General features: G+C 53.7%; 25 protein-coding genes, 1 tRNA gene and 2 pseudogenes. 11 read left to right on the forward strand and 17 right to left on the reverse strand.

Features of this window, described 5'->3' with window-relative positions; translation table 11 throughout:
• Nucleotides 1-367: 367 nt before the first annotated feature.
• Nucleotides 368-535 (reverse strand): hypothetical protein, encoded by a 168-nt coding sequence (locus tag I656_RS0116320; RefSeq protein WP_223810850.1) that lies wholly within the window; start codon nt 533-535, stop codon nt 368-370.
• Between the two features lie 89 nt (nt 536-624).
• On the opposite strand from I656_RS0116320, the gene I656_RS0116325 reads away from it, so the two are divergent.
• Entirely contained in the window at nt 625-1443 is an 819-nt protein-coding gene (locus I656_RS0116325) for a protein-glutamine gamma-glutamyltransferase (protein ID WP_011232385.1), read from the forward strand.
• Here I656_RS0116325 and I656_RS03565 read toward each other — a convergent pair.
• Nucleotides 1414-2322, reverse strand: coding sequence for a DMT family transporter (locus I656_RS03565; protein ID WP_014196630.1), 909 nt, complete (start codon nt 2320-2322; stop codon nt 1414-1416). The two genes, I656_RS0116325 and I656_RS03565, sit on opposite strands and share 30 nt — an antisense overlap.
• 126 nt (nt 2323-2448) lie before the next feature.
• Here I656_RS03565 and I656_RS03560 point away from each other — a divergent pair, with 126 nt between their 5' ends.
• On the forward strand, nt 2449-3126 hold the full coding sequence (locus I656_RS03560; protein ID WP_011232387.1) for an MgtC/SapB family protein: 678 nt from the start codon (nt 2449-2451) through the stop codon (nt 3124-3126).
• A 71-nt stretch (nt 3127-3197) separates the two neighbouring features.
• Nucleotides 3198-3270, forward strand: a tRNA-Ala gene (locus I656_RS03555).
• A 213-nt stretch (nt 3271-3483) separates the two neighbouring features.
• On the opposite strand, the gene I656_RS18760 is transcribed toward I656_RS03555, so the two are convergent.
• Nucleotides 3484-3705, reverse strand: a complete 222-nt coding sequence (locus I656_RS18760; protein WP_164832342.1) for a hypothetical protein — start codon at nt 3703-3705, stop codon at nt 3484-3486.
• Between I656_RS18760 and I656_RS03550 the strand changes: the two genes are divergently transcribed.
• Entirely contained in the window at nt 3689-4570 is an 882-nt protein-coding gene (locus I656_RS03550; protein ID WP_033006330.1) for a thermonuclease family protein, read from the forward strand. The two genes, I656_RS18760 and I656_RS03550, sit on opposite strands and share 17 nt — an antisense overlap.
• 212 nt (nt 4571-4782) lie before the next feature.
• On the opposite strand, the gene I656_RS03545 is transcribed toward I656_RS03550, so the two are convergent.
• Together I656_RS03545 and I656_RS03540 are read right to left on the reverse strand one after the other, a co-directional pair.
• Nucleotides 4783-5034, reverse strand: coding sequence for a hypothetical protein (locus I656_RS03545; RefSeq protein ID WP_011232390.1), 252 nt, complete (start codon nt 5032-5034; stop codon nt 4783-4785).
• A 57-nt stretch (nt 5035-5091) separates the two neighbouring features.
• The gene (locus I656_RS03540) at nt 5092-5592 is read right to left on the reverse strand and encodes a GNAT family N-acetyltransferase (RefSeq protein WP_081212718.1); all 501 of its coding nucleotides are present in this window, start codon (nt 5590-5592) and stop codon (nt 5092-5094) included.
• Between the two features lie 98 nt (nt 5593-5690).
• On the opposite strand from I656_RS03540, the gene I656_RS03535 reads away from it, so the two are divergent.
• Complete coding sequence (locus tag I656_RS03535) at nt 5691-6866, forward strand: MFS transporter (RefSeq protein ID WP_033006325.1); 1176 nt, start codon at nt 5691-5693, stop codon at nt 6864-6866.
• A 272-nt stretch (nt 6867-7138) separates the two neighbouring features.
• Here the strand turns inward: I656_RS03535 and I656_RS0116330 are convergent, their stop codons facing one another.
• The gene (locus I656_RS0116330; protein ID WP_013144368.1) at nt 7139-7327 is read right to left on the reverse strand and encodes an H-type small acid-soluble spore protein; all 189 of its coding nucleotides are present in this window, start codon (nt 7325-7327) and stop codon (nt 7139-7141) included.
• 111 nt (nt 7328-7438) lie between these two features.
• Here I656_RS0116330 and I656_RS0116335 point away from each other — a divergent pair, with 111 nt between their 5' ends.
• Nucleotides 7439-8434 carry a TrkA family potassium uptake protein gene (locus tag I656_RS0116335; protein ID WP_033006333.1) on the forward strand — a complete coding sequence of 332 codons (996 nt, stop codon included), beginning with the start codon at nt 7439-7441 and terminating at the stop codon, nt 8432-8434.
• On the opposite strand, the gene I656_RS0116340 is transcribed toward I656_RS0116335, so the two are convergent.
• From I656_RS0116340 to I656_RS03525, 3 genes are all read right to left on the reverse strand, one after another.
• Nucleotides 8431-8835, reverse strand: coding sequence for a YugN-like family protein (locus tag I656_RS0116340; protein WP_013144366.1), 405 nt, complete (start codon nt 8833-8835; stop codon nt 8431-8433). The two genes, I656_RS0116335 and I656_RS0116340, sit on opposite strands and share 4 nt — an antisense overlap.
• A 274-nt stretch (nt 8836-9109) precedes the next feature.
• Entirely contained in the window at nt 9110-10459 is a 1350-nt protein-coding gene (locus I656_RS03530) for a glucose-6-phosphate isomerase (protein WP_011232395.1), read from the reverse strand.
• 514 nt (nt 10460-10973) lie between these two features.
• Complete coding sequence (locus I656_RS03525; RefSeq protein WP_011232396.1) at nt 10974-12137, reverse strand: iron-containing alcohol dehydrogenase; 1164 nt, start codon at nt 12135-12137, stop codon at nt 10974-10976.
• A 148-nt stretch (nt 12138-12285) separates the two neighbouring features.
• Here I656_RS03525 and I656_RS0116345 point away from each other — a divergent pair, with 148 nt between their 5' ends.
• Nucleotides 12286-12519, forward strand: a complete 234-nt coding sequence (locus I656_RS0116345; protein ID WP_011232397.1) for a DUF378 domain-containing protein — start codon at nt 12286-12288, stop codon at nt 12517-12519.
• A 104-nt stretch (nt 12520-12623) separates the two neighbouring features.
• On the opposite strand, the gene yugI is transcribed toward I656_RS0116345, so the two are convergent.
• The 4 genes from yugI to I656_RS03510 all read right to left on the reverse strand — a co-directional run bounded on the left by yugI (nt 12624) and on the right by I656_RS03510 (nt 15082).
• Nucleotides 12624-12989: a S1 domain-containing post-transcriptional regulator GSP13 gene (yugI, locus tag I656_RS0116350; RefSeq protein WP_013144364.1), complete on the reverse strand. Its 366-nt coding sequence runs from the start codon at nt 12987-12989 to the stop codon at nt 12624-12626.
• A gap of 105 nt (nt 12990-13094) precedes the next feature.
• Nucleotides 13095-14267, reverse strand: a complete 1173-nt coding sequence (locus I656_RS03520) for an aminotransferase (protein WP_020756135.1) — start codon at nt 14265-14267, stop codon at nt 13095-13097.
• Nucleotides 14264-14764, reverse strand: coding sequence for an Lrp/AsnC family transcriptional regulator (locus tag I656_RS03515; RefSeq protein WP_013144362.1), 501 nt, complete (start codon nt 14762-14764; stop codon nt 14264-14266). The genes I656_RS03520 and I656_RS03515 overlap by 4 nt, the downstream gene beginning before the upstream one ends.
• A 54-nt stretch (nt 14765-14818) precedes the next feature.
• Nucleotides 14819-15082, reverse strand: coding sequence for a YugE family protein (locus tag I656_RS03510; protein ID WP_013524508.1), 264 nt, complete (start codon nt 15080-15082; stop codon nt 14819-14821).
• Nucleotides 15083-15236: 154 nt separating this feature from the next.
• On the opposite strand from I656_RS03510, the pseudogene I656_RS03505 reads away from it, so the two are divergent.
• Nucleotides 15237-16396 (forward strand): annotated as a pseudogene (locus I656_RS03505) (MalY/PatB family protein).
• A gap of 244 nt (nt 16397-16640) precedes the next feature.
• On the opposite strand, the gene I656_RS03495 reads toward I656_RS03505, so the two are convergent.
• The 3 genes from I656_RS03495 to kapD form a co-directional block, all read right to left on the reverse strand.
• Nucleotides 16641-17165, reverse strand: a complete 525-nt coding sequence (locus tag I656_RS03495; RefSeq protein ID WP_020756139.1) for a superoxide dismutase family protein — start codon at nt 17163-17165, stop codon at nt 16641-16643.
• A gap of 55 nt (nt 17166-17220) precedes the next feature.
• Complete coding sequence (locus tag I656_RS03490; protein ID WP_013144358.1) at nt 17221-17436, reverse strand: hypothetical protein; 216 nt, start codon at nt 17434-17436, stop codon at nt 17221-17223.
• Between the two features lie 76 nt (nt 17437-17512).
• Nucleotides 17513-18133 (reverse strand): 3'-5' exonuclease KapD, encoded by a 621-nt coding sequence (kapD, locus tag I656_RS03485; RefSeq protein WP_033006327.1) that lies wholly within the window; start codon nt 18131-18133, stop codon nt 17513-17515.
• Nucleotides 18134-18512: 379 nt separating this feature from the next.
• Here kapD and I656_RS0116355 point away from each other — a divergent pair.
• The 3 genes and pseudogenes from I656_RS0116355 to I656_RS03475 all read left to right on the forward strand — a co-directional run bounded on the left by I656_RS0116355 (nt 18513) and on the right by I656_RS03475 (nt 20714).
• Nucleotides 18513-18900: pseudogene (locus tag I656_RS0116355) on the forward strand (hypothetical protein).
• Nucleotides 18901-18920: 20 nt separating this feature from the next.
• Nucleotides 18921-20243, forward strand: a complete 1323-nt coding sequence (locus I656_RS03480) for an ArsB/NhaD family transporter (protein ID WP_020756143.1) — start codon at nt 18921-18923, stop codon at nt 20241-20243.
• 120 nt (nt 20244-20363) lie between these two features.
• A complete protein-coding gene (locus I656_RS03475) occupies nt 20364-20714 on the forward strand; it encodes a hypothetical protein (RefSeq protein ID WP_020756145.1) in 351 nt (116 codons plus the stop codon).
• A 331-nt stretch (nt 20715-21045) separates the two neighbouring features.
• On the opposite strand, the gene I656_RS18765 is transcribed toward I656_RS03475, so the two are convergent.
• A complete protein-coding gene (locus I656_RS18765; protein WP_020756147.1) occupies nt 21046-21207 on the reverse strand; it encodes a hypothetical protein in 162 nt (53 codons plus the stop codon).
• Nucleotides 21208-22203 lie beyond the last annotated feature (996 nt).

A 22203-nucleotide genomic window follows, 5' to 3' on the forward strand; every position in this document is an offset into this window, starting at 1 on the left:
GCAAGCGGCCTCAGCTTTTCTTTCGCGCTTCGTTTCGTTCAGTTTTCAAGGAACAAGCTTTCGACTGTTTTGTCTCTCTCAAACAGCTCTTTTATGTTAGCATAACATCTTTTTGGATGTCAACTGCTTTTTTGCTTCGCATCGCTGTCAAACAACCTCTTTGATCAGCGACGTTTTCTAATATACCACCTTAACTCGAAAAAAGCAATACCTTTTTTAAAAAAATTTTAGGACGCGCTGATCCATCCCCGTTCCCTCTTCTCCATCCCACAGGAAAGCGTTCTTTTCCTAAAAAAGGGGAATGAACACCGGCGCGAGTGCATACATTTCTTCTATGACATCGCTATATAGATGCGATTGGACGCCTTCACATCGACGGCTTTTGCAGAGCGACTGGATGGACTGTCAGGCGACCGAACAACGCCGCTTCCAGCCCCACGCCTGGGTCTGTGAAGCAGGTAGTCGTTCCGTCTTCCGCCACGCCAAGGTGCGGCGAAGAAGACGGCTGTTTGCCTCGGGCGGTCGAAATAGGCAAGCGACTTTTTTCGTCAAGGACGTGGAGAACTTTTCCGTTTTGCATCTATATCGTTGTTGCGATCCTTTCATCAAGGAGGCTTCTTCACTTTGATTCGCGTGTTATCACCAATCAACTTTGACGTTTCTAGTTCGTTTTCGCTTCCGGCCAGCGAACAACGAATCTTAGATGCCCTTGTTTCCTCGCCTAAGTTGTATACGTATGCAAATAAACACCAGCTTCGATTTGAAATCGCCTTGCGCGACCGCATTGTTCGGGCGGCGGGCGAGTTGGCGAAAAGCCGGGCGCGGTTTGCCATTTTCCGTTTTTCGCGCTGCAACAGCGATTTCTGGACGCGGGACGAGCGCGGCGGCTTCCGTCTTCGTCCAGATGTCACGGCTTCCGAAGCGATTCAGGACATTTTTGTCCATAGCGAGCGATACGCGTTTGAATGCGCGACCGCGATCGTCATCGTGTTCTACAAGGCCGTGCTTGACGTAATCGATCCAGCGGCATTCAACCGGCTGTTTGCGGATTTGCTGCTGTATGACTGGCATACAGACCGGGATCTTGGCATTCAAACAAAAAAAGATGAACACTTTCTCCCCGGAGATTGCCTCTATTTTAAAAACCCGGAATTCGATCCGCTGACGCCGCAATGGCAAGGGGAAAATGCCATTTACTTAGGCGACGGCTTCTTTTACGGGCATGGCATCGGCATTCAAACAAAGGAGGGCATCATCGCCGCGCTCAATCGAAAACGAAAGCGGGGAGCCACGAAATCCGCTTACCTGCTTCCCGATATCACGCAAGTCGATTTCGCTTATTTGTCCCAATTCGCCCGCGGCTTCGATGAATTCCGCCTGCCGATCCGCCGCTCTTCCTTTATCTTTGGAACGCTAGGGTCCGCTGCGTTCTTGCACCGTTAGCGGACCTTTTTCGTTTTTCTCCCACAAATACAGGGCGATTCCTGTTAAAATAAAAATACCGCCGATCCATTGAAACGGACGGATCGGTTCGCCAAACAGCCAGTAGGCCAAGGCGGAAGCGCCGATCGGTTCAAATAAAATCGCCATCGACACCGTCGAGGCGCTGACCCATTTGACCGCCCAGTTCATCACCGAATGGCCGAGCAGCGTTGGAATGACGGCGAGGGCGAGAAAACAAAGCCAATCCGTCAGCTGATACGCCGTCAGCGAAAGGCGAAACAGCATCGCGTACAGCCACAACACCGCCGCGCTGATGCTATAGACGATATAGGTATACGTCATCAATGACAACCGTTGTCGCACCTCTTGGCCGAACAGCCAATACGCCGTGACAAACGCGCACGCAAGCAGCGCCAATCCATCGCCGTACAGCGCTTCCCCGCTGACGCGGAAGTCTCCCCAGCTGATGAGGATGCTGCCGATCATGGCCAACACCGCGCTCCCGACCGCGCCGACGGTCAACCGTTCGCGGAAAAACAACGCGCCGCCTGCGAAGGCAAACAGCGGCTGCAGCGTCACAAGCACGACCGAACTGGCGACGGATGTATAGTCGAGCGATTCAAACCAAAGGATAAAATGAAAGGCAAGCAAAACCCCAGAACAAAGCGAAAACAGCCAATCGCGCCGGGAGACGCCTCGGAGTTCGCTTCGATGCCGGAGGAACAACGGCGTCATGATGGCGACGGCCAAAAAGAGCCGATAAAAGGCGATCACCGCGGACGGCGCCTGCGACCATTTGACGAAAATGGCCGATGTTGACACGGCAAGCGCGCCGATGAATAGAGCGGCATAAGCCTTTGCTGTGCTTGGCGGCTTCATGTTTCTGCCAACTCACTTTCTACGAAAAGGAGTGTGCGCCCTGATCTACCACTTTCATGCGGAAGGGCGGACAAAAATGGTTCACGAACGTTTTCTTACATTATACCATGAACGAGGTGAGAAACGATGATGTTTGATCCGTTCCTCAAACTAGGGATTTCCGCCATTCTCGGGCTGATCATTGGGCTGGAACGGGAATTGAAGCGAAAACCGGTCGGTTTGAAAACGTGTCTTGTGATTTCCATTTCCAGCTGCTTGCTTACAATCGTTTCGATCGAATCGGCGTACGTCTTTCCGCTCAAAGACCATATTACGATGGACCCGCTTCGACTGGCGGCGCAAATTGTGTCCGGGGTCGGTTTTTTAGGAGCAGGCGTCATTTTGCGCCGCGGCAACGACAGCATCACCGGGCTGACAACCGCCGCGATCATTTGGGGGGCGGCAGGGATTGGAGTAGCGGTCGGCGCAGGCTTCTATTGGGAATCGGCGTTCGGCGTCGCGCTTCTCATTGTCAGTGTGGAACTCATTCCGTTTTTGATCAATTTTTTTGGACCAAAGCAGCTGCGCGAAAAAGAGGTGCTGTTGCAAATCACCGTGGCGGACGCCAAAAACATTACAAAGGTCATCGACCATTTAAAACAACAGGACATCAACATTAAAACGATGCGCATTAAAGACGTTGAAGAGAATGAACATTTGCTGAAACTAAGAGCCGTCATTGACCAAAAGCGCTCGACCGCCGAACTTTACTACGTCATCCGCTCCATTGACGATGTCGTGCACGTTGATATTGAAAGCGGGTGATCAAAAAAGGATTGCAATTGTCCGCATCCATATATATAATGGGACATGGACAGATCATCATATCCTTTTTTGGGGCATTAGCTCAGTTGGGAGAGCGTCGTGCTGGCAGCGCGAAGGTCACCGGTTCGAGCCCGGTATGCTCCATTGGTCAAACCCTTGCGTGGCAAGGGTTTTTTTATTTTCGTTTCGGAAGATGGCGATGAGCTTCCCCCCTCTGTGGACACACATGTCGGAAAAGCCCCCTCGAAGATCGCCAAAGCGAGCTGCGGCAAAATGACCAACGGTTGATCATCGAAAAGCAAGTTGGACATGTCATCCTCTCCCCCCTCAAACATCCTTGATTGACGAGATGTTTCCTCATCGTTCCACTTTTTTGATAAACTTTATCGTGAACGAACGCAAACCGCCTAACAGCGCGATAACGGCCATATTGGCTTGATTTTTCGCTGAAAAACGGAAAAAACCGGCATAACATGTGCGATCGTGTGCTGAAACCCATCCATTGCGGACATCCGGTTTTTGTTCAAGAGGAAGAAATGCTTTTCGAGTGGAGGGATCGTTTTTGAAACGAATGGTCATATTCTTGTTTTGTTTCCTGTTGATGTTCCCGATTTCCGCTTTTGCCCACCCTGGCGAGCTTGATGAGTTGGGCGGGCACTTCCGCGGCAGCGACTGCGTGTATTTGCTCCATGAGCCGACTGCGCTGGCGAAGCAGGCGAAAACGAAACAAGAGCTTGTCCAGCTTATTCAAACATACAACGGCAATGAACGATGCAAGCGGCATCTCACCCCAGAGCGAATCGACCTGGACGGCCATACACTGGGGAAGAAAGAAGATCGTTCTACGTTGCGCCTTGGCCGCACCTACCTGGCTGAATTGGTCGAGTGCATCGACGGCGATACGGCGAAATTCCGCGTCAACGGCCATGTATACACGACGAGGTTTTTGTTCATTGATACGCCGGAGAGCACGATCCAAGTCGAACCGTATGGGAAAGAAGCAAGCCGGTTTACATGTTCCCGCTTGCATCAAGGGAACATTTTGCTTGAGACCGACGGAGACGCGCTGTTTGACAAATACCAGCGGCTGCTCGCCTGGGTGTGGGTCGGCAAGCGCCTGCTGCAAGAAGACCTCGCCAAAGCCGGACTTGTCGAAGACTTTTATGACTATGGCGATTACAAATACGAAGCGCGCGTCCGCAAGGCGTACGAGGAGGCGAAACGAACCGGAGCGGGCATGTACGGCAAGCACGCCGCTGGAGAGAGGGAGGGGGCAGGGACGGAAACGCGGCCGCAGACCGGGGAAAAGACGGCCAAGACCGTTCACCCGCCGGCTTTGGAGAACAAAACGCCGCTCGAACGATCCGGCCGTCCGGTTCTTTATACGCTGCTTGGCCTAGCGGCGGCCGCCGCGCTCTATTGGCTCATCCGCCGGTTGACATGATCAACGGCCGGTGATGGAACGAATATCAGGCTTTGCAACAATGTTTTTCAAATTGAAAAAACCTTGCAGCGCCGCAGTTTCATCCCTTGAGCTTTCTCACGAACGGATCGAGCGAATCCGTTGGGTTTCGCCGGCCTTCTGGGGAAAAGAAAAAGCCTGTCCCCAGCGGGCAGGCCTTTTCTTCAACGTTTTCACCTCGTTTTCTTTCTCCCTCATTGCCTCGGCAGCAGCTCTTCAATGCCGTCCGGGCCGCTTTCCATCCGCGCCGGCGACTCGCCGAGCCGCCGAAATCCGTATTTCTCAAGGCGCATGATTTGTTCGTCGGTCAAGTCTGCATATGCGACAACGGACGGCGTGCCAGACGATTTGTAAATCAAATTGCCGGTCACCGGGCATTGAAACGCGTCAGCGACAAATCCTTCCCCATCTTGGATCGTAAACAGCCGAATCGGCATGACGTTCATATCCTTCCCTCTTTCCGTTCATCCTCATTACTTATGACTTCCCCGCCTCCCCCCATTCTATACAAGCCGTTTGCCGACAATGACCAAATCGCGTTCCACGCCGTCCAATTCCGCCACGCGCGGAAAATATCCCCATCGTTCAAATCCGAAGCGGGAGAAAAGCCGCAAACTTGGTTCATTATGCGCAAAAATAAAGCCGAGCAGCGTCTTGATCCCAAGTTCGGGCGCCCGTTCGACCGCCCGCTCGAGCAGCTTCCTTCCAAGCCCCCGGCCGCGGTGCGTTTCGGCGATATAAATGCTTACCTCCGCCGTATGGCGGTACGCCGGGCGGCCGTAAAACGACTGAAAGCTGAGCCAGGCGCAAACCGCGCCGTCGTCCTCGACGACCCAAAGCGGACGATTGTGCGGGTCATGGGCCTCAAACCACGCCCGCCGGCTTTCGACCGACACCGGCTCCAAGTCCGCCGTCACCATCCGGCTTGGGATCGTTTCATTATAAATGCGGACGATGTGCGGCAAATCCGCCGCGGCCGCATCGCGGATCAAACATGATTCCATCTTTCCATCTCCCTTTTGCAAACAGTCATTTTATTTCCATCAGTGAAAAAAGCGAGAGTATAATGATACATATGTACAAACAAAGAAAGGGGAAAGAGATGAAACGCCAGCTTGTCGTCTATCTTGTGTCGCTCGCCGCGTTTCTCGGCCCGTTTACGCAAACGATTTACACTCCTATTTTACCAGAAGTGCGGGAGGCGTTTGCGACTTCTTCGTTTTTGATCAACTTGACGATTTCCATTTTCACTTTCTTCCTGGCGATGATGCAAATCGTCTATGGCCCGCTCACCGACCGGAAAGGACGGAGGACGGTGCTGCTTGGCGGCATCGTCATCTACATCGCCGCTTCGCTCGGCTGTTTTTTCTCAACATCCATTTATGCGCTCTTGTTTTTCCGCGCCTTGCAAGCCGTTGGCATCGCAGCCGGGTCGGTCGTCGCCGCCACGGTCATCGGCGACTTGTTCACCGGCAAAGAGCGCGGGCGGGCGATGGGGACGTTTCAAATGATGGTCTCACTTGGCCCTGTCGTCGGGCCGATCGTCGGCGGCTTTTTGGCAGAGCATTTTCCATTTCGCACCGTCTTTTTGGCGCTTGTGGCCGTCGGCGGCTTAGTTGGTGCCGGCAATTTCCTGCTGCTGAAGGAAACGAAACCGGAAACGGCCGTTTCGTCCCCGTTTCGCCTCTCCGACTTCGCTTCAGTGCTCCGCCGCCGTGCCGGGTCGTCGATCGTTCTGCTTGGATTTGTTCAATATTACTCGCTGTATAATTTTCTCGTCTTTTTGCCCAGCATCTTGACGGATCGGTACGGTCTGTCGGCGCAGGAAAAAGGGACGGTGTACTTGGCGATGTCGTCCATGATCGTCATCGGCAGCTTCCTCGGCGGGCGCCTTCAAGGACGCTTCCCGGAGCGGCGCATCCTCTTGGCGGCATCGTACTTGACCGTGCTGTCCATTTTCTTTTTCTTGATCGCGGCCCAACGATCGCTTTCGCTGCTTGTTTTGGCCATCGCCTTGTTCGGCTTGTTTTTAGGCCTTTCGCTCCCAGTGCAAACAACTGTGCTGACGAACGTTTTTCAAGCGAACCGCTCGACAGCGATCGGCGTGTACAACTTTTTCCGCTATATGGGCATGGCGTTCGGACCAATGATCGGCAGCGCGCTGTTTGCCGCTGGAGGGTATCATCTCGTCTACGGAATGGATGATCTTCTCTTTTTCGCCTGCGCCTTGCTGTTGACGGTGCGCGTTGCCCGGACGCGCCGCCAATCCGCTGTCTGACAAAACGAAGCCGCTTGCCCGACATGTCGTTCGGCAAGCGGCGGATTTCCCCGTCTTTCGCTCCATCAACGTTTCATCCGATGTCTACGTCCTTGCACCGACTCCCTCTGATTGTCGTCTGAAAAGCCGTCTTGTTCACGAAACAGACGGCGAACAACAACCGTTTTCTTGCGGGCCGCCCGGACGCTTCATGCCGGAAAACTCCTTTACTCGAACCAAGCGCGCTCGGGAAACGCAAGAAGGCTCCCGCACTGTCAGCCGGCCTCCCCTTTTCACTCCCGCTCTTCCGTCAATTCCGAAACCGGCACATCCCGGCGCTCATGAAGCCGGCCATCGCGCAAATGGACGGTCGCCGTCTGTTTTTCTTCATCATACCCGTCAATCCATACCGACACGCCGTTGTAATATACCGGGATATCGGCAGGGGAAGAAACGATTTGTTTGACACGGTTCATATCCATGACCACTGTCCCCTTTCTGTGATGTTCCGTTTCCTAGTATGGGAAAAAACAGGAATGTTTATGCAAAAACGGCTCACACTAAAAAAGACAAAAGCAAAAGAGGGGTGGACGATGAGAACAAGGAACGTGCTGTTATCGTATTGGCGCTGGCCGCCCGTGCTTCGTCTGTTTGTCTCGGCAAGCGCGTTGATCGTGCTGTTTGGCGCGCTGATGCGCTTCATTGAACCAGAGACGTTCCGCACGGTGTTCGACGGCGTGTGGTGGGCGATCGTGACGTCGGCGACAATCGGCTACGGCGACATCGTCCCGAAAACGGTCGCCGGAAAACTCGCGGCCATTGGGCTTATCATCCTTGGCACCGGCATCCTCACCGCTTATTTCGCTTCCGTCTCCGCCGCGGCCGCCGCCCGGGAAACCGCCTTTACAAGCGGACAGCTCCGGTATACAGAGCGCGGCCATGCGGTGATCGTCGGCTGGAACGAGCGGGCGCGCGAGGTGCTGCTCCGCCTCGCGCGGCACGACGCCTCCATGCGCTTCGTTCTCATCGACGCCACTGTTCCGTCCCACCCGCTTCTGAACGCGCCGGTTCATTTCATTAAAGGAACGGCAAGCGACGATGCGGTGCTGGAGAAGGCCAATATTCAAGAAGCGCGTTTTTTGCTCATCACCGCCGATCCGCATAAAGCGGAAGCGGAAGCCGATAAAGATACGATTGTCACGCTGCTTGCCGCCAAAAGCCTCAACCCGTCGGTGTACGCCATCGTGGAAATCCTAACGGGCCGAAACGTCCAGAACGCCTTCCGCGCCGGGGCGGATGAGGTGATTCAGACAAACTTGCTGGCGAGTTTCGCCATGGCCGCCAGCCTTCGCTCGCCGGGCGCCGCCAGCGTGTGGGAGACGGCGCTTTACCGCCTGGACGGACAGACGCTCTGCCTTCTCGAGCCAGACGAACAGCAAATCGGCCAGCCATTCGCCGCCGTTCAACAGCAGCTGCTCAAGCAAAACGTGACGCTGCTTGGCGTCATCCATGGAGATCACGGAGCGATTTCCGTTGCACCGGACCGCCCGATTCAACAAAGCGACCGCCTGTTTGTGCTTGCCCCTTAATCGAGCAGGCGGCGCTCCAGCTCTTGGACAAGCGCCTTTCCGACGGAAATGTATCGCTCGGGTACGGTCGCATCCGGGTCTTGCGGCTCGGCAAACTGATTGAATGAGGCGCTGATGTTGCCGACATCGGCGAAATCATCGATGCCCCGTTGGTATTTATGCGCAAGCAAAAACGGCCGCCCAAGCTCCACCGTCGTTCCGTGCGAATCAAGCTGCCCGTCGACCGCCCGAAACGGCACGCGCAAAAACTGATAGCCCGCGTCATCGGCGATTTTGTAGTCGAAATAGCCGTGATCGTAGTCCCACCCGCCGCCGATTGTATATCCCATTGGTTTTAATTGCTCTTCCAAATGGTACAGTTGAAATTGTTTTCCTTCCAAACGCGATGGCATTTCAATCATGCACAATCCCTCCTTTCTTTTATCGTTTCCCGTTCGGCGGGGATTATTTGTCCGCGGCAGCTTCAGACGCTTGGCGAAAAACGGCAGGGAGCAATAAACCCTCGTCCGGGCATTGTGAGGCCGGACGATCCGGTATGTATAACAAAACACCTCTTCCCCACAAAAGGGAAGAGGCGCTTTTTCCGTCGTTCCGTCCGCCGTTTCGGGCGCGACTCGGGTCGAGCCGCGAGTCATCTCCCCCGAGAAAACAGCGGCTTGGCGATGGAACACGTTGTTATTTCAACCGTTTCTCCAGTTCTTCCTTCAACTGCTCATAGCCTGGTTTGCCGAGGAGGGCGAACATATTCTTTTTGTATGCTTCCACTCCCGGTTGGTCAAATGGATTCACCCCGAGCAAGTAGCCGCTCATGGCGCATGCTTTTTCAAAGAAGTAGACGAGGTAGCCGAATGTATATTCATCGAGCTTCGGCAACGTGATGACCAAGTTCGGCACGCCGCCGTCCGTATGGGCGAGCAGCGTCCCTTCGAACGCTTTTGTGTTGACGAAATCAACCGTTTTTCCCGCCAAATAGTTCAGTCCGTCAAGGTCGTTTTCTTCGGCTTCAATGATCAGCTCATGACGCGGTTCTTCCAGCTTCAACACTGTTTCAAACAAATCGCGGCGCCCTTCTTGAATGTATTGGCCGAGCGAATGCAAATCGGTCGAGAAATCAGCGGAAGCCGGGTAAATGCCTTTTTGATCCTTCCCTTCGCTTTCGCCGAACAGCTGCTTCCACCATTCGGCGAAATAGTGCAGCGCTGGTTCGTAGTTGACGAGCAGCTCGATCGTTTTCCCTTTGTTGTACAAAATGTTGCGGATGGCGGCGTATTGGTAAGCGGCGTTTTCCTCAAGCTCCGAGGAGCTGAAATCGTCACGCGCTTTGGCCGCTCCTTCCATCATGGCGTTAATGTCCGCGCCGCTTGCGGCAATCGGCAGCAATCCGACCGCCGTCAGCACCGAGTAGCGGCCGCCGATGTCATCCGGAATGACAAACGTCTCGTACCCTTCCTCATTGGCGAGCGTCCGAAGCGCGCCGCGCTTGCTGTCGGTCGTCGCGTAAATGCGGCGGCGCGCTTCCTCTTTGCCGTATTTCTCCTCAAGCAGCTTGCGGAAAATGCGGAAGGCGATCGCCGGCTCGGTCGTCGTCCCCGATTTGGAAATGACGTTGATCGAGAAGTCTTTCCCTTCCAAGAAATCGATGACGTCTTTCATATACGTCGAGCTGATGTTGTTGCCGACAAAAATGATTTGCGGCGTTTTCCGCTTTTCTTTTGGCAGGGCGTTGTAAAACGAATGGTGCAGCATCTCGATCGCCGCCCGCGCGCCAAGGTACGAGCCGCCGATGCCGATGACGACAAGAACATCAGAGTCCGATTGGATTTTTTTCGCCGCCTCCTTGATGCGCGCGAATTCTTCTTTGTCATAGTCGACCGGCCAGTCAAGCCAGCCTAAAAAGTCGCTTCCAACACCGGTTTTTTCATGAAGCGAATGATGCGCGACTTTCACGGCATCGCGCAAGTATGTAAGCTCATGTTCGCCAAAAAAGGCGAGCGCTTTCGAATAGTCAAAGCGAATGTGGGTCATCGATTTCCGCCTCCCCTTCAAGAATCATTGCCTTCTTTCACTTTAGCGGAATAAACAAGGGAAATCAAGCAGCCCACCTTTTTTGAAAACGGATTCATTTTTCGCCATGTTCGCCGTGCCGATTTCCTTGCGTAACGTCTGGAGGGATGGTGATGCAACGAAAAAGACAGCTTATCCCAGCCATTTTTCAATTAGAGAAACCTTGTGAAATCGGCTCTCTTTTCTGATGAAACGCCGCCGATTTGCGAACAAAACTCGTTTTTCACCCGCCTTCTAGGGGGCTCAGGCTACTCGCCTCAAGAAACGTAATCAACGTTGTGCTTTTTCCTCATTCGAGAACCATGGATTTGAGCGAGGCGGCTGTTTTTCGCGCCCTCCTCCCTTTCCACCGTCCTGCGGGATCGGGAGCGCGCCCAGGCAAACCAAGAAAATAGGAAAAGCGCCAGCTCAGGCAGATTCCGTCGCCGAGCCGGCGCCATCATCGATCGATTCGCGAAGCCGCCGCATCGCCTCATTAAAGGGAAGCGCGCAAAATGGCGAGCACATCATCGCGGTTCAATGTTTTGAAACGGCCGAACTCGCCAAACGCCATCGCTTTATCGGCCATCAGCTCCAAGTTTTCCTCGCCGATGCCATAGTCCGCAAGCCGCGACGGCGCCCCGAGGCTCGACCAGAACTCACGCAGCCGCTCGATGCCTTCAAGCGCCACATCGCGCTCGGATTTGCCCGCCGGATCGACATCGAACACACGCACCGCGAGCTGGGCGAAACGGCTGACGTTTTCATCGAGCACATGCTTCATCCAGTTCGGGAACAAAATCGCCAATCCTCCGGCGTGCGGGATGTCATACACGGCGGAAACGGCATGCTCAATATTGTGCGTCGCCCAGTCGCCGCGGACGCCCATTTGCAAGAAGCCGTTTAAGGCGATCGTGCCCGAGTACATGATCGTCTCGCGCAGCTCGTAGTTTTCCAAATCGTTGATCAGTTTGGGCGCCGTTTCGATCACGGTTTTCAACACCGCTTCGCACATCCGGTCTTGCAATGGCGTGTTCGGCGTATGATGGAAATATTGCTCAAACACATGCGACATCATATCGACAATGCCGTAAACCGTATGGTCTTTCGGAACGGTCATCGTATACGTCGGATCCAAAATCGAAAATTGCGGGAACGTAAACGGGCTGCCCCAGCCGTATTTTTCTTTCGTCTCCCAGTTTGTGATCACCGAACCAGAATTCATCTCCGACCCGGTCGCCGCCAGCGTCAAGACGACGCCAAACGGCAGGGCGCCGGTGACGGGCGCTTTTTTCGTGATAAACTCCCACGGATCGCCATCGAATTTCGCCCCGGCGGCGATCGCTTTCGTGCAGTCGATGACGCTGCCGCCGCCAACCGCCAGCAAAAATTCGACGCCTTCCCGCTTGCAAATGTCCACCCCTTTTCTTACGGTCGAGACGCGCGGGTTCGGTTCGACGCCTGGCAGTTCGATGACCTCGGCGCCAATGTTCCCCAATATCTTCATGACTTCCTCATACAATCCGTTTCGTTTGATGCTGCCGCCGCCATACACGAGCAGCACTTTCTTGCCGTAGCGCGGCACTTCTTCTTTGAGACGTTCGAGCTGCCCTTTTCCGAAAATCAGTTTCGTCGGGTTGCGGAAAATAAACTCTTGCATATGGATGCCCTCCTTTTCCTGAATCTATTATGGCAGCGCCTGCCACCGATTGTAAAGCCAACTGCTTTGGCGGCAAACGATGCATATTTTTCACGACTGCGATTCATCCTATAAGTTGAAAAGAAATTTTCCAAAGGAGGCAAACAAGATGGGAGCATTGCAGCGCATTGCGCTATTGTTGACCATTATCGGCGCCATTAACTGGGGACTGATCGGCTTTTTCCAATTTGACTTAGTCGCCGCCATTTTCGGCGGCCAAGACTCCGTTTGGTCGCGCATCATCTACAGCTTGGTCGGCATCGCCGGCTTGATCAACTTGGCGCTGCTGTTCAAACCGGCCGAAGAGCTTGGGCGCACTGAACCGAAAACATCGCGCACATGACGGAAAACCATTGGGACACTCACCGCCTGACGGTGGGTGTCTTATTTTTTTGCGCCTCTCCCGGCCTCAAAGCGTCATGGACTCTCACCGTTTGGGGCGCAGGGTTATGGTTTCGGCCAATTTTCTTTCTTGGACTGCTCAATCCATTCGCGCAGTTTTTCCTTCAACGGGCGAAACCCCGACTTGAGCGGCATTTTCATGCGCATATGGCGTTTTTCCTTTTCCCCGGCAGGTTCGAGCGCCTTTAGGGACAGGCTCGCCCTCCTCGCCTTTCGATCGACGTCCAACACCTTGACCGTCACTTCATCCCCGACATGGACGTAATCGCGCACATCTTTCACAAATTGATGGGAAATTTCAGAAATATGGATCAACCCTTGCATGCCGTCCTCAAGCTGGACGAACGCGCCATACGGCTGAATGCCCGTCACCTTCCCTTTCACGATCGCTCCTCGTTTGATCGTTGACAAGCGAAACACTCCTATTGATGAATTTCGTCTATGTTTCTGTATTATAACATAGACCGACAGCAAACCCCAAAAAAAGATGTCCCGCCGACGGCGGAACATCCCCAGTTACAGGCGCGCCAAAAACCGTTTCATTCGCTTAATGGCTTCTTGCAGCTGTTCGAGCGATGATGCGTATGAACAGCGGATATAGCCTTCCCCGCTTTGGCCGAAAACGTTGCCGGGGACAACCGCCACTTTTTCTTCGATGAGCAGCCGCTCAGCAAACTGCTCCGACGTCAAACCAGTCGGCTTGATGGACGGGAAAGCGTAAAACGCACCGCCCGGCAAATGGCACGGCAGCCCGATTTCATTGAGCGAGGCGACGAAATAGTTGCGCCGCCGCCGGTAGCTGTTGCGCATCTCGGCGACATCGCGCTCTCCGCTGCGAAGCGCCTCAAGCGCCCCATATTGCGCCATTGTCGGCGCGCACATCATGGCATACTGATGGATTTTCAACATCGCCTGCAAAATCTCGTCAGGCGCTGCCGCAAACCCGAGCCGCCATCCGGTCATCGCAAACCCTTTGGAAAAGCCGGAAATCAAAATCGTCCGCTCGCGCATGCCGCTAACAGCGGCCATGCTCGTGTACTCTCCTTCATACGTCAGCTCGGCGTAAATTTCATCGGCAATGACGAGCAAGTCGTGCGCCTCAGCCAGACGGGCGATCGCTTCAAGCTCCGTGCGGCTCTGCACCGTTCCGGTCGGGTTGTTCGGCGAGCAGATGATGACCGCCTTCGTCCGCTCGGTGATCGCCCGTTCAAGGTGCGCCGGATTGAGCTGAAACTTGTCTTCGCCAGACGTGCAAACGGCCACCGGCTTCCCGCCCGCGAGCACGACAAGCGGCTCGTAGGCGACAAAACTCGGTTCGACGATGATCACTTCATCGCCCGGGTTGATGATCGCCCTAAGCGCCAAGTCGATGGCTTGGCTCGCCCCGACCGTCACTAAAATTTCTGTCTCCGGACAGTAGTCGACATGAAACTTGCGGCGCAAATAAGCGGCGATTTCTTGGCGGAGCTCCAAGAGCCCGGCATTTGGGGTGTACGACGTATAGCCTTGCTCGAGCGACAAAATGCTCGCTTCGCGAATGCTCCAGGACGTGACAAAATCCGGCTCGCCGACGCCGAGCGAAATGACGCCATCCATGGTGGAAGCAAGGTCGAAAAAGCGGCGGATGCCGGATGGTTTCAAGCCCGCAACCGTTTCCGACACGTACGTTTTTCTCGTTTGCGGCTTCATGGCGACACCACGATGCGGCGATCTTGATCTCCTTGGTCAAAGACGATGCCATCGTGTTTGTATTTTTTCAAAATGAAATGGGTCGTCGTTGAAATGACAGAATCGAGCGTCGACAGTTTTTCCGATACAAATTGGGCGATTTCCGCCATCGAACGCCCTTCGATCACGACCGATAAGTCGTAGGCGCCAGACATTAAGTACACCGATTTCACTTCCGGGAATCGGTAAATGCGTTCCGCCACCTCGTCAAAGCCGACACCGCGCTTTGGGGTCACCTTGACGTCGATCATCGCCGTCACTCCCTCGCGGCCGTCCGCCTTCCGCCAGTCAATGAGCGCCGTATATTGGACGATCACTTTCGCCTCTTCTAACTTTTTGACGAGCGCTTCCGTTTCTTCGACCGGCAAATCGATCATCTTCGCCAGCACATCGATCGGCGTTCGTGCATCTTTTTCTAATATTTCGATAATTTCCAGCTCTTTTTCGCTCAATTTCACGCAGCATCCCTCCATTTCATCGGTCGGTTTCGCCAAACCGGCCGCCTGTCGTCATCACGGGAGCGGACAGGACGCCGCTTGCTTCAGCTCAAGCAGCCGGCGGGCGAGTTTTAGGCAGTGGGGAAAAGGAATCGGCTCGTCAAAGGCGAATTCATATATGGACTGAATGCGGGCGGCCAACGTGCGGGCGTCTTCCGTCTCATACACCGCCTGGAGCACGCTGGCCGCCTCGACGTCGTAGGCGTCTTTTCCAAGGCCAAACGGGTCCCAGGCGCCGATCCATTCAAGAAGAAGCCGATTCAACTGTTGTCCGTCCATGCCGCCGCCATCCACCTTCTTTCTTGATGCTATGATATAACCCATTATAAGCCATCGATTCGAAAAAAAGAAGGGAGAAGATGCAACAATGTTTCCATTCGATGAAGGGAAAGGACCGCATCGTTCGCGTGCTGAGAAAGGAGAAGGCGCGATCATGTTTCCGTTCGACCGCGTCATCGACCGCCGGGGCACGCTGTCGGTGAAATGGGATGACGTTCATCGCGTGTTCGGCCGCGAAGACGTATGGCCAATGTGGGTCGCCGATATGGATTTTCCCGCGCCGAAAGAAGTGCAAGAGGCGCTGCGGCAACGGGTGGAGCACGGCGTGTTCGGCTACACCGTCATTCCCGATTCACTCAAAGAAGCGGTGTGCCAATGGCTTGAACGCCGTCATGACTGGACGATCGATCCGTCTTGGCTCGTGTTTGCCCACGGCGTTGTGCCGGCGGTCGCCGCCGCCATCGAAGCGTTTTCCGAACCAGGGGATCGCATCATCGTTTTTTCCCCGGTCTACCGGCCGCTGTTTGATCTCGTCCGCCGTCATGACCGCGCGCTTCTGTTCAGTCCGCTGCGCCTTGAGGAAGACAACTATGCGATCGACTGGGACGACTTGGAGCGAAAGCTGCCCGATGCCAAACTTCTCATCCTTTGCCATCCACACAACCCGGGAGGCAAATCATGGACAAAAGAAGAACTCGAACGGCTGGGAGAACTTTGCCTCAAGCACGGCGTCTTCGTCCTGTCTGATGAAATCCACGCCGATTTGACGCTCCCGCCAGCCAAACACACGCCGTTTGCCTCGCTCCACCCAGAGCTGGCCGCGCAAAGCGCCACGTTCCGCGCGCCGACGAAAACGTTCAACCTCGCCGGCTTGCAGGCGGCGGAAGTCATCATTCCCGACGAATCGCGGCGCCGGGCGTTCCGCCGCGTCCAGCAGCGGCACGGCTTTTTTACGCTGAATGCGTTCGCCATCGTCGGAGCGGAAGCGGCCTACCGCCATGGCGGACCGTGGCTTGACGCCTTGCTTGATTACTTGCGGCAAAACATCGACATGACCGCTGCCTATTTAGCGGAACACTTGCCGCCGCTCCGCGTGATCCGGCCGCAAGCGACGTATCTCGTTTGGATCGACTGCCGCGGCCTTGGCCTTTCCGAGGCGGAGCTGAAGCGTCGGCTCCTTGAAAAAGGAAAACTCGCCGTCGAATTCGGCAGCAAATTCGGTCCCGAAGCGTCGGCTTCATCCGTTTGAATATCGCCTGCCCGCGCCCGACGCTGGAGGAAGGGCTGCGGCGGCTGGCGGCGGCGCTAGGCTAGCTTTGCGCCAAAGAAGAGCGGCCAAGCGGATGGCGAAAGGGAAAAGAAGCAGCGCCGAATCCGTTGCGGGGTTCCTCCATCCATGTAAACCAAAAGAGCAAATGAAGCCAAACGATCGTTCCTTTCCGTTCTCTGTTCTGCCAACCATGTGCAGCAGAAGCCGTGCGACCGCCAGTTTCTCGCATTTCCCATGCGAAGCGCTGCCCTGGCCACGTGAAACAGGGCCCGCGCGCGAGCCCCTGTTTCACGACGAATTGATTTCCCCGCAGGCGATCCGTCCGCCGGCGTCTCCCGCCGGCTGGGTCATGCCGTCGTCTTTCTTGGCGTGAATGACAATCGATGTTCCGTCTTTTGTAAGCAGCGAGCCTTTCTCTCCTTCTTTCAGCGTCACATTGGGCGCCGTCAGCTCGACGTTGACCGTGCCGTCATCCTTCACAATAATGTTCGGCAAATCGCCGGCATGCGCCCCCTCCGGGTGTAAAAGGCCGTGCTTTTTCCCATCCGGATTGTAATGACCGCCGGCCGATTGGAAATCGGGGGGTTTGCAGCTTCCGTTTTCATGGATGTGAATGGCGTGCTCCCCCGGCGGGAGACCTTCTAGGTCAAGCTTCAGCCGCACCCCTTCCGCCTGTTCAGTCAACTCGATCGTACCGATCGAATCGCCGTCCGCATTGATCATCTCCACCGTCCGGCTCGTTCCATTCTCTTGGCCGCAGCCGGACAACACGAGCGCCGCAGCGAACACCACACCGTACGTTTTTCGCAACACGAACCACCCTCCAGCATCACTTGTTATCCGCCAGTATTGCCGGAGGGGGGCTCGTTTATACTCCGGGCGGCTCCTTCCGTTCCTCTCGTTTTCCAAGCAGCTGTTCTTCGAGTTGCTTCGCTTCCCTCTCTTGCCGCCGGGAGATAACGATGATGAGCCGCATCGTGAACACCGCCATCAAGAAAAAGACAGCAAACGAAATGGCTGCGGGAATGTATTCACGTTTGTCTTCCGGAAAGTACAAAAATAAATTCAGCACCGATGGCCACATAAGGAAACAACCTTTCTGCCTAAAAAATCGTCCACTTTCTATTATAACATAAAAAAGCCGCCGCCAACGCAGCAGGCTATAAAGCGAATTTTTTTCGCAGCTGGGTCAAATCAATCCGTTCTCCAATCGTCGGTGGCTTTGTCTTCGCCAAATATTTTTTGTCGTTTTCCACCAGCCGGAAAATCGTATACGCGGTGAACGCATCATCGAGCGCGCAATGGGCTTTTCCAACCGCCTCATTGCCGTACTCTTGCACCGCCTTGCGCAGCGCGGTTTGGTTTTTGTTGCCGAAAAACCGCTTATACTCCATGGCTAAATCACGATGCTCGCCAGTGAATGGGAATTCCACTTGCGCGGATTGGCAGTTTTCCCGGAGCACTTTCATATCCATGCTCCCCCACGTCATCACCGTCGTCGGGCGGTCGCGGTCATATTGCCGAAGCAAGGAAACCAACTCATAAAAACTCATTCCGCGGTCGATTTGTTCTTGGGTGATGTTGAGAAACGACTTGCACCGTTCCGTGAGTTGCGGAAAGCGGAGCGGCTTCACATAGGAAGAAAATTGGCCGATGATCTGATCGTCCACAACCGCGACAAGGCCGACTTCAATAATTTCCGGACAAAACCCGTTCGGGTTTGTTTTCGTCTCCGGCATCGTAAATTCAAAATCGAGAAACAAATATTGCGGGCTGTCCATCGTCGCTTCCCCCCTTTCCGGCACGTTGCTGCCGTCCGTCTTACTATTATTATATCACGCAGAAGCGATTGTTTATTTCTTTTTTCAGAAAATGGCGAAAAAGAGGCGGATGACGGAGGAATCAACGACAGCCTTGGTGAAAAAGAAGAAGGGCGGATGGACGCTTCTCATTCAAGCCAATCGTTTTTAAGATCGGCGAAAAACAATCATTTCCCCTAAACCGATGGTTCTTGAGTGAAGAGAAGAGCAGCACTGATAAAGTTGATCCATTGAAAAAAATGCGATGATTGAGCCGCATTTCCTGTTAAACCACCAGCCTTCTATGATATGATCAAGAAAAAGGAGGGTGGATGGGATGAAAAATGTCGTGATTCATTAGATTGTCACATGGATCTTCACCGAAGACCAACTGCGGGCGTATTGGAAAAAACAGAAGAAGAACCTTCCGTTCAGCGGGCTGACGGACCGCCAGTACATGAAACTGGCTGAAGACATGCTTGAACATTCCTCACACAGCCAGCTCGAGCAGCACTTGCTCGGCCGAGGGGAAAGTGATCGCCGAAGATGAATCGCGCTACGACATCCATGTCGAGATTATTGACACCAATGCTCCAGCCGAACCGAGGCGGCGGATGTTGATGGATCGGGTGCGCGAAATCCTTTGTCCGCATTGTTCCTTTACGTTTTACGTCCGTGAAGCCTCGAGCGAGCGCCGCGACTGGACATGCCCAGCGTGTGGGAGCGGTTTTCACGACATGACGACATAACTGGAAAAGGAGGAGTACAAATGGATCATGCTGCCGCACATGTGTCAAACGTTCAATATTATTTTGCCATTGCGGTTTTCTTGATTACATACGCGATGATCATCTCGGAAAAAATTCACCGCGCGGTCATCGCCTTGCTGGGCGCCGCTCTTATGGTCATCTTCGGCATCGTCGATGCAGAGAAAGCGTTTACTCACCATATTGAATGGGGAACGATCACACTGCTGATCGGCATGATGATTTTAGTCGGCATTACAAGCAAGTCCGGCTTTTTTCAATACATGGCCATTAAAGCAGCCAAGCTCGCAAAAGGCAGCCCGGTCCGCATTTTAATCATGCTTTCACTGTTGACCGGACTGCTGTCGGCGTTTTTGGACAACGTTACGACCGTGCTGCTTGTCGTGCCGGTGACGTTCTCCATTACGCGCATACTTCAAGTGAACCCGGTGCCGTACTTAATCTCCGAAGTGCTGTTGTCGAACATCGGCGGCACGGCAACATTGATCGGCGACCCGCCAAACATTATGATCGGCTCGGCGAACAAGCATTTAGATTTCAACGCCTTTTTGTTCAACCTAACACCGATCGTCGCGGTGATCGCCATCGTCACGGTCGCGATGCTCGCGTTTGTGTACCGCAAGCAGCTGAAAGCCGATCCAACGTTGATTCAAAAGCTGATGGAGCTTCGCGATGCCGACTACATTCAAGACGCCAAACTGATGCGCAAATCGGTCGCCGTGCTCGGGCTGACCATCCTTGGCTTTATTCTTCATTCCGTCATTCATGTCGATGCGGCCGTCATCGCCATGACCGGGGCGGTCGCGCTCATGCTCATCGCCGTGCCGGAGCACGAAATCGAGGATGTCTTCCATTCGATCGAATGGGGCACGATTTTCTTTTTCGCTGGACTGTTCGTCTTGGTCGGCGGGCTTGTTGACATCGGCCTGATCAAATCATTGGCGGAAAAAACGCTTGAGATCACCGGAGGCGATATTTCCACAGCCGCCTATTTCATCCTTTGGTTGTCCGGCATCGCTTCGGCGACGATCGACAACATTCCGTTTGTCGCCACGATGATCCCGCTCATTCAAGATATGGCGGTCGGCATGGGGCTGTCTCCTGACGCTCCGCAAATTGACGTGCTGTGGTGGGCCTTGTCGCTCGGCGCCTGCCTCGGCGGGAACGGGACGCTCATCGGCGCCTCGGCGAACGTCATTGTCGCCGGCATCGCTTCGCGCGAAGGACATGGCTTTACGTACGTTGATTTTTTGAAAATCGGCGCGCCGCTCACGCTCATCGCCTTGCTTTTGTCGCATGCCTATTTATGGCTGCGCTATTTGTAGCGTCCCACCTGCGCAATGCATAAAGAAGGAGCGAAATCGCCGCTTGGCTTCGCTCCTTTTTGGCTGTTTGCACATATCGTAATATCGGATTCCATTTTCGGAAAGGAGGCGCAAGCAGCCATGTTCACCCCGTTCCCGCGGATGCCGGCCGGCCCGTACCCTCCGATCGACCCGGCGCTCTTTTCCCAGTCCGCCACTACGGCGCAGACGCTGATGAACGATGCTGCCACCGTTTTGAAAAAACTGGCCGAGTCCCGTTCGTTCGCGGCCTCGGTCATGTCGGCCGCCCAAGAAGGAAAAACGGAAGAAGTGAAACGCCTCATCCGCTCGCTTGGCATCCGCTCGCAAACCGAGGTGTATTTTAACCCCGACGGCATCCGCCTGACGTTGTCGCCGCCGCCCGGTTCGTTCCCGTGCTGCCAGCTTGCCATCGGCTTGCGCTGGAACGTGTTTTCGCCTTTTCACGGATAGCCTTCGCCATCGCGGCGGCGGGCGAAAAGGAAAAAACGGCCGTCAAGCAGCCTTCTCTCTTCGCATTCGCCGCTTTGGCGGCTGCCAACATCTGTTCACGACGGTCGCATCCGGCGCGACAGCGCCGCTTCCAGACGATGCACGGCGCTGGAAGCGGTGTTGTCGTTGGCGCCTTGCTGGGCCAGAAGCTCCTTTCACACCAAAACGGTTCTCGCCGCCGACCTTCGTGAACCAAAAAAAGACAGCGATCGTCCCATCGCCGTCTGGCTCCTAAACAAACTTGCCGGGCACCAACGCCCGGCGTCCCCTTCCATTCACTTTGCGCATCCGCTCACCTAGGTCGATAAATGAGATCCCCGACAATGATCGTGATCAACGAAATCAACATCGTCATCTTGACCACCTTATAGTCTAGAAAGCGCAGCACTTGTTCTTCAAACATGTAGACGAAAAAGAACATGACCATCAGCATGGCAACAAACAAGACAAACATTTTTTTCGATTCATGGAAACCGGTTCTCCTTCATCAGAATGCATCCAACATACAGGCTTTCTCTATATTCTCCTTATAGAACGGAACAAACAGACGAATTGTCGTTCTGTCGGCCGAATCCGCCACATCCATTTTTATTCGCCTTCGGTTAGGCAGGATGACTTGAACCTTTTGCATAATCGCTACTTTTTCGTTTGAATATGGTTTTTAATGTCATTTAGCAATTTCATGATTTCCTCATTTTGTTGTGTCACTCTTTTTAAATCTTTGGTTGCAAAAAGAACATAGTAAACCACGAAAACGAACAAACCGATCAAAAACAATACAATCAAAACGATCTCTAACAAATTGAGTTCACCCTTTATTTATTCTGAAAAGAGTAAATCCTCCAGAAGGATGGTGATTTAACAGAAAATGCGGTTCAATCATGCCACTTCTCAAGTTGAGAAACCTTATAAATGTTCCTCTTCTCGCCACTCAAAAATCATCGGTTCAGGGGAAATGGGTGTTTTTCACCGGCCTTCCAGGTAATTATTAATTATTTTATGGTCTGTGTGGGTTTTTCATAGAACTTTTGACGCTACCTCAGTTCCTTACCAAGTACACGTTATGGTAAACCAACTATATATTTACAATTATAATTTTACTGGAAATTAAAAAAAAAGGAAGGCTCTTCACCAAAAGTTGTACTTGATTTTTTGTGAACATACCCTATTTACGCTTGTGTGGGGAAATCAGCAAATCAGTGATTTTTGCATATCCTTGTGCAGGAAACCGTATTGCTTGTCAAGTACATGTTGTGGTGAAGAGCCAAAAGGAACTTTATTACCATATCAAAAATAGGAATTTATTCATAAAAATCAATCAATTCATTTCCTTCTATATAAGTTGCAATAAAGATTTTCCGATTGTTCGATTCTGTTTTCCTTCATAACAAGTCATTTTGATAGAATGCAGCGGGCGCTCTACTGGATGTAAAACAAAGTTTCAACTTAT

Source organism: Geobacillus sp. WSUCF1 (assembly GCF_000422025.1).
Lineage (GTDB): Bacteria > Bacillota > Bacilli > Bacillales > Anoxybacillaceae > Geobacillus > Geobacillus zalihae.

Coding starts and splice junctions, on each gene's coding strand:
- I656_RS03565 (WP_014196630.1), bottom strand. CDS start 2,322: ATGAAGCCGCCAAGCACAGCAAAGGCTTATGCCGCTCTATTCATCGGC.
- I656_RS03560 (WP_011232387.1), top strand. CDS start 2,449: ATGATGTTTGATCCGTTCCTCAAACTAGGGATTTCCGCCATTCTCGGG.
- I656_RS18760 (WP_164832342.1), bottom strand. CDS start 3,705: ATGACCATTCGTTTCAAAAACGATCCCTCCACTCGAAAAGCATTTCTT.
- I656_RS03545 (WP_011232390.1), bottom strand. CDS start 5,034: ATGAACGTCATGCCGATTCGGCTGTTTACGATCCAAGATGGGGAAGGA.
- I656_RS03540 (WP_081212718.1), bottom strand. CDS start 5,592: ATGGAATCATGTTTGATCCGCGATGCGGCCGCGGCGGATTTGCCGCAC.
- I656_RS03535 (WP_033006325.1), top strand. CDS start 5,691: ATGAAACGCCAGCTTGTCGTCTATCTTGTGTCGCTCGCCGCGTTTCTC.
- I656_RS0116330 (WP_013144368.1), bottom strand. CDS start 7,327: ATGGATATGAACCGTGTCAAACAAATCGTTTCTTCCCCTGCCGATATC.
- I656_RS0116335 (WP_033006333.1), top strand. CDS start 7,439: ATGAGAACAAGGAACGTGCTGTTATCGTATTGGCGCTGGCCGCCCGTG.
- I656_RS0116340 (WP_013144366.1), bottom strand. CDS start 8,835: ATGATTGAAATGCCATCGCGTTTGGAAGGAAAACAATTTCAACTGTAC.
- I656_RS03530 (WP_011232395.1), bottom strand. CDS start 10,459: ATGACCCACATTCGCTTTGACTATTCGAAAGCGCTCGCCTTTTTTGGC.
- I656_RS03525 (WP_011232396.1), bottom strand. CDS start 12,137: ATGCAAGAGTTTATTTTCCGCAACCCGACGAAACTGATTTTCGGAAAA.
- I656_RS0116345 (WP_011232397.1), top strand. CDS start 12,286: ATGGGAGCATTGCAGCGCATTGCGCTATTGTTGACCATTATCGGCGCC.
- I656_RS03520 (WP_020756135.1), bottom strand. CDS start 14,267: ATGAAGCCGCAAACGAGAAAAACGTACGTGTCGGAAACGGTTGCGGGC.
- I656_RS03510 (WP_013524508.1), bottom strand. CDS start 15,082: ATGGACGGACAACAGTTGAATCGGCTTCTTCTTGAATGGATCGGCGCC.
- I656_RS03490 (WP_013144358.1), bottom strand. CDS start 17,436: ATGTGGCCATCGGTGCTGAATTTATTTTTGTACTTTCCGGAAGACAAA.
- kapD (WP_033006327.1), bottom strand. CDS start 18,133: ATGGACAGCCCGCAATATTTGTTTCTCGATTTTGAATTTACGATGCCG.
- I656_RS03480 (WP_020756143.1), top strand. CDS start 18,921: ATGGATCATGCTGCCGCACATGTGTCAAACGTTCAATATTATTTTGCC.
- I656_RS03475 (WP_020756145.1), top strand. CDS start 20,364: ATGTTCACCCCGTTCCCGCGGATGCCGGCCGGCCCGTACCCTCCGATC.
- I656_RS18765 (WP_020756147.1), bottom strand. CDS start 21,207: ATGTTTGTCTTGTTTGTTGCCATGCTGATGGTCATGTTCTTTTTCGTC.